We start from the raw sequence: 12,933 nt of genomic DNA, 5'->3' as shown, positions 1-12,933 counted from the left end.
CCTCCTCGGCTACTTCACCAGACTCATCAGTTCGGAGTAGTCGGTGACTACGTCGTAGCGCACGTTTCCTGCACCTCCATCAGAAAGCGAGGCGAAGAACTTTCGTGCGCATTCGATCTTCGCCTCCTCCATGCCCTTCAGCTGGAGTGTCGAGAGAGAGCCCTTGGTCTCGGCGACGAAGTAGACGTGCTTCACGGAGCCTTCGGTGAACGCGATTGCCCAGTCTGGGTTGTAGTCACCGACCGGCGTCGGGATGAAGAACCCTCGTGGCAGCTTGGCGTAAACGGCAACCTCGGTGCTTGTGTCCAGCTCGGTGACGAACTCCCGCTCGACCTTCGAGTCCGTGACGACGAAGTCGTACACGTGCTTCTTGAGCTTCTCCCCCGCCTTCGAGAAGTCCTGTGCGCTCTGGTTCTCAGTGAAGATCGCGGAGTCAAACCTGTCCTCGAGCGCGTCGTACGTCAGGTGCTCGACGATGACGGTCGCCTTCTGCTCGTTGATCAACCGCGCGGCCTCCGTGATGAACTGCTCGGGGTTGAGGCGGAACTTTCCGAAGGTGTTCGGATTGATCCGACCGAGGATGGCCGCCGTCGTCCGCCGGGTGAGCTGTGTCTTCTCGGTGATCTCGCCGAGGAGGTCGTACCTCACCTGGGAGCCAGCCGATACCGTCTCGGTCTGGGTGCTCGTCGTCGAGACGTCGAATCCCGCGCCTGTCGCGAGGTCGTCGGCATCCAGCGACTCACGCTGCTTGCCGGCTTGGATGACGTACTGCATCGCTGCGACGTTGAGGTGCGTGTCGAGAGCGGTGACGCACTTGCCAACGAGCTCATCGGAGTCGAACTCGACCTGGTAGACGGCCTTGTGGTTGATGCGACTCCAGAGTTCTTGGAACTCCTTCTTCTTGAAGTTCGCCTCGTTGAGCGGGATCTTCTTGGGCTTGCGATCGTTCGCGGGGACCGGGATGTCGATGTAGAGCGCGTCCACCAGGGGCCAAACGAAGTCGATCACGGCCTTGAGGATCTCTGCGGTCGGTTCGGCCAGAGTGCCATCTGCCTTGGCGGCGACGTACGTTTCCGAGATGGTGTCGTCGTCGTTGAGGTAGTCGTTCTTGATCAGGTACTTGTACAGCGCCTGCGCCAACGCCTCCTCGACCACGGACTCGCCATCTTGAGTCTGGATCGTCTTGCCGGTGAAGAACTTGACGCTGGCCTTGCGCGGGCGTGCGGCCAACGACTCAGCGATCTCCTTCTGGAGTCCAGCGACGAAGTCGGTGTAGGACTCGTCGGTCACGACGGTCAGCTCGTTGATGTCGTGGACGGTGACCGGGTTGTCCATCCGCTCGCCGCGTTGGTCGACGGCCAGGCGAAGGCCGCGACCGATCTCCTGCCGGCGGGAGATGGTGTTGTCGCTCTTCTTGAGCATGCCCATGACGAACACGTTGGGGTTGTCCCAGCCTTCACGCAGGGCCGAGTGGGAAAATAGGAAGCGCACCGGCTCCTCGAATGACAGCAGGCGCTCCTTGTCCTTGAGGATCAGGTCGTACGCCGCGACGTCCTTCGACTGACCCTTCTCGTCACCTGTCTTGTGCATGTCGCCGTCAACGAGCCGCTTGGACTTCTTGTCGATCGAGAAGTAGCCCTGATGCACATCCCTGGTCTGGTCGCGGCGTAGATACTGCTGGTACGCCGCGGTCGCGCCGTCAAGCTCGAGTTCGCTCAGGACTTCGTCGACGAGGGCGGCGTACTCCTCCTCGAACAGTCGGGCGTAGTCACCGAGAGTGTCCTCTCGGTCGTAGTCGCGATACTTCGCGACCTCATCGATGAAGAACAGCGAGAGAACCTTGACGTCCTGGCTGAAGAGCTCCCGCTCCTTGTCAATGTGCGCGCGGATGACCTCACGGATCTGGATGCGACGCTTGGTCTCCTCCGTGACGTCGCGGTCCGCGAGCTGTCCAGCCACGACCACGTCGCCATTGCTCAGCGTGATGGTGTCGTCAATGGCGTTGACGTCGGTGACGACGAGGTCCTTGTACGCCTCGATCCCGTTGGCCAGGTCGTGCAGCCGGGTTCCCTTGGTGACGCGCTTGGGCTGACGCTTGATCGGTCCGCCCTTGGTCTGGACTTCGATCTCGACGCGGGCCGTGGGAGGCTGACCCTTCTTGACTTCGATCGCATCGAGGTAGAGGTAGGCCGTTGAGCCAGCCAACCCCTTGACCGTGATGCCACGGACGGCGATCTTCTTGACGAGCTTCTGGTTGTACGCGTCAAGAGCGTCGAGCCGGTGCACCTTGGTGTGCTCGACCTTGTGGGTGGCCGAGTAGCGGAGCACCATCAGGGCGTTGAAGCGTGAGAGCGCCTCAAGCGACCTGGGCGCTCCAATCTTCTGAGGCTCGTCGATGATGACGATCGGCCGGTTGGCGCTGATCATGTCGATCGGCTTGCGCGACTGGAAGTCGTCGAGGACGTCGTAGATGCGTCGGTTGTCCTTGCCGGTGGCGTTGAAGGCCTGGATGTTGATGATCATGACCTGAACGCCAGCGTCCGAGCTGAACCGCTCGATCTCGTGGAGCTGCGACGAGTTGTAGATGAACGAACGCGGCTTCGTCCCGTAGGTCTGTTGGAAGTGCTCGGCCGTGACGTCGAACGACTTTTTCACGCCCTCGCGGATCGCCACCGACGGCACGACGATGATGAACTTCGACCACCCGTAGCGCTTGTTCAACTCCATGATCGTTTTGATGTAGACGTAGGTCTTGCCGGTGCCGGTCTCCATCTCGATATCTAGATTCGGAGCGTCAGGCGCTGCCTTGCTATCAACGATCTTCGGGGCCAGTGGCAGGTTGCGGGACTTTTGTACCTGGTGCAGGTTGTCGAGCAGCTGGGTCGCCGAGAGCTCAATCTCGGCGTTACGCAGGCCGGAGTCAGGGCTCGTGCTGGTCTCGAACAGTGCAGGTGCCGCGCTCGACTTCACCCTCCCGGGGTCGATTCGATAGGAGATACCGGTACGGCGCGGCTGCCCAGCGAAGACGTCGACGACGGCGCCGACTGCTTCGGTCTGGTACTGCTGGTTCTTGAACTGAAGTTTCATCAGGTCAGATGACCTTGATGTCGGTTGTGGGCGAGAGCTCCTTGAAGACCTGCTCCGCGTTGATCCGCGCATCGTCGGATGCGAAGCCGGAGTCGCGGAAAACAGCTCGCAGCGGCTTCTGCCTGGCAAGCGCACGAATGAGTTCAGGAGTTACGTCGTCGTCGAAACACGCGACCAAGGCGCCCTCGTCGATTACGAAACTTTCCCGCCCCTCAATCGTTTCGATTGAGATCGGCAGCGCCAGATCGAGGCCCCAATCGAGAAGAACCTGGAAGAGTAGGTCTTCGCCAGTGCGTCCCGGCTTCACGCTGTTCTCAAGCCCCGTTAGTTCGTGCTGCCTTGTCGCGTCAGGAGTGCGGAGCACATCGGACATGTTGGTCGTGTCGACCCGTAACGCGCGGAAACCGTTGTCTAGGTCGCCGCCAACCATTCCCGCGCTTTCGATAACCCTTGCGCCGGCACGGCGGATTCGCTCGCGCGCGATTTGAGCGATGTCGGCGTACCCAGCCTTCGCTGCGGCGGAGCCCTCCGGGACCCGTTCAGCCAGTTGAACCTGGATGAACTTACGCCGTCCGCCGTCTTCGGCATTCAGTTCCATGACTGCGTGGGCGGTTGTTCCTGACCCCGCGAAGAAGTCAAGCACGATCGACTCAGGATCCGTCGCGATGTGCAGTATCTTCCGGAGCAGTCCAACCGGCTTGGGATTCGAAAAGATTCCGGCTCCGAGCAGCTCCTTTACAACCAGGGTGGCTTTCTTGTTCCCCTCGATGTCGTCCCAGTAGTTGGAGACCTGCTTGGTGCGCCCCTCGAGGTAGTACTTCACGTATGGCTTCCAGGCGCCTGCATTGTCCTGCTGCCAGACGATCATGTCTTCCGCGGCCCATCGGTCGAACTGGTCACGACCGGCCCGCCAACGGCTTTCGTAACCGCTCGGCCCAATCGGGTAGACATCGGTACCGTCAGGCGCTTTCACCGCGTAATACATCGAGGGGCGATCAGCCCGCCGATCGCTGTTCCCGGTCTTTCGGAACTGAAGCGTGCTGAAGCGACCTCGAGAGTCCTCGTCCCGGAATCGGGCGATGTCTCTCGCATCAAGCGGGAGCCCGTTGGGGACGTAGGAGTTGCGGTCACGTGCGGCCACGAGAAGGAAATCGATGCTGCTGCCGATGTGACTGGCGTCCTGACCGGTTGTCGTGCCCTTTGAAACGGCAACTTGGCCAATAAAGTTGCCTTCCCCAAACACTGAATCCATGAGTTTTCGGAGATTGTCAACTTCGTGCTCGCTGATACTGGCGAAGAAGACTCCGTCGTCGCTTAGCAGGTTTCTGGCCAACTTGAGCCTGGGATACATAAACGTGAGCCAGTCCGAATGGAAACGACCGCTTGTCTCGAGATTCGCGACAAGCCGCGAACCGGTCGTGTCCGACTGGCCCGAGCGGGCCAGATATTCGGCCGTCGTTTGGCCAAAATCGTCGTTGTACACAAAGTCGTGGCCCGTGTTATACGGCGGGTCGATGTAGATTAGTTTGACCTTGCCGAGGTACGACTCCTGGAGGAGTTTAAGGGCATCAAGATTGTCGCCTTCGATGAAGAGATTCTTCGTCGTATCGAAGTCAACCGATTCGTCTCGGACGGACCGCAGCGTCTTAGCGATGGGAGCGTTGGCCGCAAATGCCGCTGCGCGCTTGCCTGGCCAATCGAGCTGGTAGCGCTCCTGCGGGCCATCTACGACGTGATCGGACAACTCCTGACGGAGAAGGTCGAAGTCCACAGCCGTCACCGGTTTACCGTCAGCGTCGACGGACTCGGTGATCACGCCGGGGAAGAGCTCGGCGATCTTGGCGACGTTGCTTGCTGTCAGGTCCGGCGACGTCATTCGAAGCTTCTCCACGCGATCCTCAGTTCGTGTTGCCGGCGGCAGGGTTGTTGGTGCTGGTGAGCTCGGCGAGATCGGCCTGTTTCGCTCTCAACGTTCGGCGCAGCTCAACCTTTCGGTTGAGCTGAGGTTCGTTGCGAAGCTTCCTCTGGAGAGCTGCGACTTCTCGTTCGAGTGCCCGAACGGCCATCAATCTGCCAACGACGTCCGACAGTTTCTCACTCGGACGCGAGGCGACTGGCGTGAGCGGCTGCAGCAGGGCCGTGTACAAGCTCAGCAGATCGATCGACGTCGGAAGCGCGGCTCGCTCGCTCGAGGCGGGCATCCACGGGGTGCTGAAGTACGGACCCATCTTCGGAGCACCTGTCCCGAGTTGCTTGTGGGCAGCGACCATGCGGATTGCGTAGTCGCCGCCGTCCCGTCGACTGATCTCGAAGATGATCGGCGTCCGGACAGCCTTGTCGATCGCGGCAAGCACCCCCTCGGAGACATCGTCTGCCTTGGATTCGATTTCGAAGACCTGAATCTCTGGCACCTCGGCGCTGCCCGGAAGGTTGATCGTGGACTCGGCCAGCTTGTAGGCCCAGGTGATCCCGCGAACGTCGGAGACGAACTTGTCCTTCACGGTCGCGGCGAGGGTCGCGTGCTCGTAAAACTTCGCCTTCGGCACCGTGCGTTCGAACTTGGCCGCCTGCGGCCAGCGATAGAGGAGGGCCGTCATACAGAGTGCTCCTCGGACTCCACCACCGCGATGAAGGCGATGAGCTCGAAGTCGTCGAGGCCGCCGATCGTCTGGGTGAGCGCGGTCGTCCCGCCGTCGGTGAAGAGGCTGTCGAGGTCTCGTTCGTCGGTGACGTCCACCATCGAGCGGATAGCAGCGGTAAGGAGCTCGGAGTACATGCCCATCTCCGCGCCCTCGCTGGTCGCTGCGTTGAAGATCCGTGTGACCGCGGCGACGGGCTCGTCGTGCGGGCGACATCCAGCGCGGATCATGTCGAGCAGGCTCTTGACCTCAGTGTGGTCGGCGACGACACGGCCGTCGTCGGCAAGGTAGACGAGGTAGTGCGGGTGCAGCCTGTTTCCTCGGTTGATGTTCTCGTCCGCGCCGATGTTGCGGAGGGCGAAGATGGCGCCGGGATGGAGGCCCTTCGTCGGATCTGCGGGCACCACCGCGTGAAGCCCCTTGGGCAGAGCGTCAAGCTGGCCGTGCTCCTTGATGTAACCCAACAGGTCCATGCGGAAGTCGTTGAGCCCAAGGTCTGTGATCGAGACACCGGAGCGGACGTCCTCGAGCTCGATGACTTCGTCCTGGAGCTTCCGCAGTTGCTCCTTGCGGTACGCAGCGTCGGCGCTCGAGGGGTCGAGGATGTTGTCGTCGCCGACCGCAGCCAGGTCGGCGATGACCATGCGGTTCTCGACGCGCTCCTTGAGGTTGATGTACTCGTCGAGCGAGATGTCCGGCCAGAAGTTGACCAGCTGTATCTGGGCGTTGGTCGATCCGATGCGGTCGACCCGACCGAACCGCTGGATGATCCGGACCGGGTTCCAGTGGATGTCGTAGTTGACGAGGTAGTCACAGTCCTGGAGGTTCTGGCCCTCGCTGATGACGTCGGTGCCGATCAGGACGTCGAGCTCGGCCGTCTCCTTCGGCATCGTCAGGTGACGCTGCTTGGACTTTGGAGAGAACAGCGTCAGGATTTGCTGGAAGTCCTGCCCGGTACCGAGCGTGGTCTTAGGCGCATGCGCGCCGCCGGTGATGATCGCGCTCTCCAGTCCGGCCTTGCTGAAGGCGGGGGCGAGTTGCTTGTAGATGTACTCGGCGGTGTCGGCGAACGCGGAGAAGATGAGGACTTTGCGGTTGCCAGGATTGATCGGGTGTGCCGCCTTGTCCGTGACGAGCTGCTTCAGTCGCTGAAGCTTGACATCACTGTCTGGCGTAACCTTCTGCATCTCTTCCAGGAGCTCGCGCAGGGTCTCGCGGTCATGCCATAAGTCTCGTTGCCAGGACTCGACGTCGATGTCTTCGAGGTCGATCCTGATCTTCTCGCCGAAGGTGAGGGCTTCGACGTTCGCGTCGTCTTCGTCGTCGACATCGAGGTCGAAGTTCTGGAAGTCCACTGTGAGCTCGCTGACCGCGCCTGCATGCGACTCGAGCCGACCGAGCGTGTGATCGACGCCCGCTTCGATCTTGGCCAGGGTGAGGCGGAATGCCTCGATGGAGCTTTCCAGGCGCTTGAGCAGGTTGACGGTCATGAGCTTCTTGAGTCCCTGCTCACGGCCGCGCTGCCCCAGGTTGGACCGAGCGGTCCCGCCCTTGACGTCGTACAGCTCCTCGTACTTGCTGAGGCGGCTGGGGAACACGTACGTGAGCGGGGTGTAGACAGCGAGTGTGAGTGCCTGAATCTGCTCAAAGATCTCGTTGAAGGTCGCGACGCCCGGCAGGTCAGTCAGCGGTTCGCGGATCGATACGGGCGGCAGGCGATCGGGAAAGGCCCCGATCTCGCTGGTGTCGTAGAAGGCCTGGATGTGCTTGCGGGAACGGGCGATGGTCACCGAGTCGAGCAGCTCGAAGAAGTCGAAGTCGAGCATCTTGAGGATGCGATCAGTGGTGCGGTCCTCTGGGTCGAGCTTGGACCACTCGTTGAACACCGTCTGGGCCTGCTTGAAGACCTTCTCGATGGTGGTCGAGAGGCTGAGGTGCTTGGCCAGATTCTCTGACTCGCCTTCGTAGGCGAGCTGGAGCTGGTTCCTCAGGTCGTTGAAGCGGTTGTTGACGGGAGTCGCGGACAGCATGAGGACCTTGGTCTTCACGCCCTCGCGGATGACCTGTCGCATGAGCCGCTGGTAGCGCGACTCCTTCTCCTCGGCGTAGTCCGCGTTGCGGAAGTTGTGGGACTCGTCAATGACGACGAGGTCGTAATTGCCCCAATTGATCCGGTCAAGGCGAAGGCCCAGGGACTCGCCGCGTGTCCGGGAGAGGTCCGTGTGGGCGAGGACGTCGTAGTTGAACCTGTCACTCGCGAAGATGTTGGTAGTGAGGTTGGCGTTGTAGTTGGTCCAGTTCTCCGAGAGCTTCTTCGGTGCCAGGACCAGCACCGCCTTGTTGCGGAGCTCGTAGTACTTGATGACGGCAAGCGCGGTGAAGGTCTTACCGAGTCCGACGCTGTCGGCGAGGATGCAGCCGTTGTAGGTCTCGAGCTTGTTGATGATGCCGGTGGCTGCGTCTCGTTGGAAGTTGTAGAGGCTCTTCCAGACCTGGGTTTCCTGGTAGCCCGTGCGGTCGTTGGGCAGGACGTCCTCGTTGATGTCTTCGAGGAAATCGGCGAAGAGGTTGTAGAGGATCAAGAAGTAGATGCGTGCTGGGGAGTTCTCTGCATAGACGCTCGCAATGTGCTCATAGACCGCGTCGGTGACGTCGTCGAGCTGGGCCGGGTTGTTCCAGATCTGGTCGAACAGAGCAACGTATTGCGCCGCCATCGGGGCGTCGTCGATGCGGTGCACCATGTTTGAAACGGCGTTGCCGCGCTCGTAGCCGAGATCGGCGGTGGTGAAGCCCTGTAGCGGCATGTACGCCGCTGTGTCGTCGACGACGGCGAACTGCTGCATCGGGTTGCCGGTGGAGTTCGACCGGAACGTGACCTTGCGGCGGACCCATTCGGCGCACTCGCGAGCGATGGCGCGCTGGGTCAACTTGTTGCGTAGGCGGATCTCGAACTCGGAGCCCGACAGGCTCGCCTCACCTCGCGCGGCGCTCGGGATGAAGAACTCCCTGCGCTGCTTGCGGACCCTGTCTGTGGCGGCTGTTGCGGTGAACGCGGGCTGGGTGAAGATGAACTGCAGCTCGCTGACCTGCTCCAGTTCCTTGCGCAGTGCCTCGAACGCGAAGATCGAGAACGTCGAGGCCGCGATGCGAACCTTCGAGGCAGACGTGATCTCGCCCTTGAGGTCGTCGCCAAGGAGCTCGCTGACGTTGTCGATGATCCTCATGGCAGCGTCATCTTTACTCAGCAGCGGTTGCGCTGTCAGCAGAACTCGCTTGTCAAACCGAACCTGACCACACATTCATGACCAGCCTCTGACTGGCATCTCCGTGGCAAGCTCAGGCGCGTGGATACAAACGCCGAGCGCGCCGTCCGTGACGCCGCCATGACCTGGCTGGATGCCAGGCCACCGACGACCAAGGTCGACTACTCGTATCTTGCCTCGTTCGAGTTCCATGGAACTCGCATCCCCCTCAAAGACTGGAGCCGGGGCATTCGGCATCCGTCCGGCATGGAGGGAGCGCTGTCGATCAGCACCACCTTCACGCCTCCCGGAGGAACCCCGCCCTACGACGACTTGATCGGGACCGACGGCCTTCAGCGATACAACTACCGAGGCACCGACCCACAGCATTCCGAGAATGTCGCGCTCCGTCGTGCCATGGAGCTCGGCCTCCCCGTCATCTGGTTCGTGGCTGTCGAGCGCGGCGCGTACGAGCCGATCTACCCCGTGTGGGTCATCGGGGAAGAGCCCGCGCTTCATCGGTTCGTTCTGGCCGTTGATCCGGCCCAAAGGTTCCTGCCGACAGGCGACGCCGCGCCGGTCGACGTGCGTTCGTATGCGCTGTCGCTCACCAAGGTGAGGCTTCACCAGCGTGCATTCCGCGCGCGGGTGCTGCTCGCATACGGCGGGAAGTGCAGCATCTGCCGGCTCAAGCATGCAGAGCTACTCGATGCAGCGCACATCATTGCGGACGGTCAGCCCAACGGACAGCCAGTCGTTCCTAACGGGCTTTCACTGTGCAAGATCCACCACGCAGCTTTCGACCACAAGATTCTCGGCATCAGGCCGGACCTCTCGCTGCACGTGAGGCCAGACGTGCTTGAAGAAGTGGACGGGTGGATGCTTAAGGGCGGCATCCAGGAGATCCACAACAAGTCTCTGGAGATCGTGCCGAAGTCCAAGGCAGCTCGCCCGGACCCTGAACGACTGGAGGAGCGGTACGCCGAGTTTCTCGCGGGATAGGCAGCGAAAACGCGGTGTGCCTTGTTGTCAAGGCACACCGCGTTTCGCTGCGTCAGGTCAGCTGCAGCCGCTGGTGCTCCCGCAGCCCTCGCACACGTAGCACGAGCCAGCCGGCCGCATCTTCGTGCCGCAGGTCATGCAGAGCGGGGAGTCGACCGCGGTGCCGGTGAGCTTCTCGAAGAGCTCGGCGGTGGTCTTGGCCTCGCCCGTGGTCACCTTGGCCGGGACCTCGCGGGCCTCGGAGCCGTGGGTGTCCTTGGTCTCGACCTCCTCGGCCTCGACGACCTCGACCGCGGCAGACGACGCCGGCGAGGTGAGCTCGGACGCCGAGCCCGTCTCCTCCACGAGCGGCTCGTAGGAGCCGGTCTCGAGGTGGCGCTGGCGCTCCTCGGCGGAGTAGATGCCGAGCATCGAGCGCTCCTCGAAGGACAGGTAGTCCAGGGCGAGGCGGCGGAAGATGTAGTCCATGATCGACTGCGACATCCGCACGTCCGGGTCGTCGGTGAGGCCGGCGGGCTCGAAGCGCAGGTTGGTGAACTTCGAGACGTAGGTCTCCAGCGGGACGCCGTACTGCAGGCCGATCGACACCGCGATCGAGAAGGCGTCCATCACGCCGGCCAGGGTCGAGCCCTGCTTGCCGAGCTTGAGGAAGACCTCGCCGAGCTGGCCGTCCTCGTGGGCGCCGGAGGTCATGTAACCCTCGGCACCGCCCACGGTGAACGACGTGGTGCGGGAGACGCGCGACTTCGGCAGGCGCTTGCGGACCGGGGCGTAGACGACCTTCTCCACGACCTTGGTCTCGACCTGGGCCGAGGCGGCGGCCTTGTCGGCCTCGTCCTTCTTGGCCTTGCCGCCGCCGTCGGACAGGGGCTGGCCGACCTTGCAGTTGTCGCGGTAGACCGCGGTCGCCTTGAGGCCGAGCTTCCAGGACTGCAGGTAGACGTCCTCGATCTCCTCGACCGTGGCGTCCTCGGGCAGGTTGACCGTCTTGGAGATCGCGCCGGAGAGGAACGGCTGCGCGGCCGCCATCATCCGCACGTGGCCCATCGGCTTGAGCGAGCGGGCGCCCATGGCGGTGTCGAAGATCTCGTAGTGCTCGGTCTTCAGGCCCGGGGCGTCGACCACGTGGCCGTGCTCGGCGATGTAGGCGACGATCGCCTCGATCTGCTCCTGCTGGTAGCCCATCTTCTTCAGGGCCCGCGGGATCGTCTGGTTGACGATCTGCATCGAGCCGCCGCCGACGAGCTTCTTGAACTTCACCAGCGAGAAATCGGGCTCGATGCCGGTGGTGTCGCAGTCCATCATGAAGCCGATGGTGCCGGTGGGCGCGAGGACCGAGGCCTGCGCGTTGCGGAAGCCGTTCTTCTCACCGACCTTGATCACGTCGGCCCACGCCTTGGTGGCCAGCTTGTGCACGCGGCCGTCCTCGGTGTGCAGCACGCGGACGACGTCGTTGGCCGCCTGGTGCTTGCGCATCACGCGCTTGTGGGCGTCGGCGTTGCGGGCGTAGCCGGCGTAGGGGCCGACGATGCCGGCGAGCTCGGCGCTGCGCTTGTACGACGTACCGGTCATGAGGCTCGTGATCGCGGCAGCCATCGAGCGGCCACCCTCGGAGTCGTAGCCCAGGCCCATGGCCATGAGCAGCGCGCCGAGGTTGGCGTAGCCGATGCCGAGCTGGCGGTAGTCGACGGTGGTCTTGCCGATGGACTCGGTCGGGAAGTCGGCGAAGCAGATCGAGATGTCCATCGCGGTGATGATGAACTCGACGGCCTTCGCGAACAGCTCGGCGTCGAAGGTGTCGTCGTCCTTGAGGAACTTCAGCAGGTTGAGCGACGCCAGGTTGCAGGACGAGTTGTCCAGCGACATGTACTCCGAGCACGGGTTGGACGCGGTGATGCGGCCGGTCTCGGGGTTGGTGTGCCAGTCGTTGATGGTGTCGTCGTACTGCAGGCCCGGGTCGGCGCACTCCCACGCGGCCTGGCTGATCTTGCGGAACAGGTCGCGGGCATCGACGGTCTCGATGACCTCGCCGGTGGAGCGCGAGCGCAGGCCGAACTCGGAGCCGTCCTCGACCGCGCGCATGAACTCGTCGCTGACGCGGACGGAGTTGTTGGCGTTCTGGTACTGGACGGACGTGATGTCGGCGCCACCGAGGTCCATGTCGAAGCCGGCGTCGCGCAGCGCGCGGATCTTGTCCTCCTCGCGCGCCTTCGTCATCACGAACTCCTCGATGTCCGGGTGGTCGACGTCGAGGACGACCATCTTGGCCGCACGACGCGTCGCGCCGCCCGACTTGATGGTGCCCGCGGACGCGTCGGCGCCGCGCATGAAGGAGACCGGACCCGACGCCGTACCGCCGCTGGAAAGCAGCTCCTTGGACGAGCGGATGCGGGAGAGGTTGAGGCCGGCACCGGAGCCGCCCTTGAAGATGAAGCCCTCCTCCTTGTACCAGTTGAGGATCGAGTCCATCGAGTCGTCGACGCTCAGGATGAAGCAGGCCGAGACCTGCTGCGGCGAGGCGGTGCCGACGTTGAACCACACGGGGCTGTTGAAGGAGAAGTACTGGTTGACCAGCAGCCAGGTGAGCTCGTGCTCGAAGATCTCGGCGTCGGCATCCGCGGCGAAGTAGCCGTTGTCGATGCCGGCCTGGGTGTACGTCTTCACGACCCGGTCGATGAGCTGCTTGAGGCTCCACTCGCGGGCGTCGGTGCCGACCGCGCCACGGAAGTACTTGGTGGTGACGATGGTGGAGGCGTTGACCGACCAGAAGTCGGGGAACTCCACGCCGCGCTGCTCGAAGACGGTCTCGCCGGTCTTCCAGTTCTGCTGGACGACGTCACGACGCTCCCACGTGATGGCGTCGTAGGGGTGCGTGCCCTCGGTGCTGAAGACGCGCTCCAGCTTCAGGCCCTTGCCCTTGGCGCCCCTGCGGGTGCTCACCGTCTCGGTCATGGAGTTCCTCG

Annotated in this window: 6 protein-coding genes; 1 reads left to right on the top strand and 5 read right to left on the bottom strand. The window is 62.7% G+C overall.

The window, feature by feature from the left end; translation table 11 throughout:
* Positions 1-9: 9 nt before the first annotated feature.
* The 4 genes from ASC64_RS03430 to ASC64_RS03415 are packed head-to-tail and all read right to left on the bottom strand — an operon-like array spanning position 10 to position 8,950.
* Positions 10-3,087 (bottom strand): type III restriction-modification system endonuclease, encoded by a 3,078-nt coding sequence (locus ASC64_RS03430; protein WP_056906082.1) that lies wholly within the window; start codon positions 3,085-3,087, stop codon positions 10-12.
* A 4-nt stretch (positions 3,088-3,091) separates the two neighbouring features.
* Positions 3,092-4,978 (bottom strand): site-specific DNA-methyltransferase, encoded by a 1,887-nt coding sequence (locus tag ASC64_RS03425; RefSeq protein WP_056906081.1) that lies wholly within the window; start codon positions 4,976-4,978, stop codon positions 3,092-3,094.
* A gap of 7 nt (positions 4,979-4,985) precedes the next feature.
* On the bottom strand, positions 4,986-5,684 hold the full coding sequence (locus ASC64_RS03420; RefSeq protein ID WP_056906080.1) for a DUF4391 domain-containing protein: 699 nt from the start codon (positions 5,682-5,684) through the stop codon (positions 4,986-4,988).
* Complete coding sequence (locus tag ASC64_RS03415) at positions 5,681-8,950, bottom strand: helicase-related protein (RefSeq protein WP_056906079.1); 3,270 nt, start codon at positions 8,948-8,950, stop codon at positions 5,681-5,683. The genes ASC64_RS03420 and ASC64_RS03415 overlap by 4 nt, the downstream gene beginning before the upstream one ends.
* 120 nt (positions 8,951-9,070) lie before the next feature.
* Between ASC64_RS03415 and ASC64_RS03410 the strand changes: the two genes are divergently transcribed.
* A complete protein-coding gene (locus tag ASC64_RS03410) occupies positions 9,071-9,970 on the top strand; it encodes an HNH endonuclease (RefSeq protein ID WP_056906078.1) in 900 nt (299 codons plus the stop codon).
* 57 nt (positions 9,971-10,027) lie between these two features.
* Here ASC64_RS03410 and ASC64_RS03405 read toward each other — a convergent pair whose 3' ends face one another.
* Positions 10,028-12,922, bottom strand: a complete 2,895-nt coding sequence (locus ASC64_RS03405) for a vitamin B12-dependent ribonucleotide reductase (protein ID WP_056906077.1) — start codon at positions 12,920-12,922, stop codon at positions 10,028-10,030.
* Positions 12,923-12,933 lie beyond the last annotated feature (11 nt).

The organism is Nocardioides sp. Root122, from assembly GCF_001425025.1.
Classification (GTDB): Bacteria; Actinomycetota; Actinomycetes; order Propionibacteriales; family Nocardioidaceae; genus Nocardioides.
Note: the sequence above shows the minus strand (reverse complement) of the source record. Positions and strands in the feature narration are given on the sequence as shown.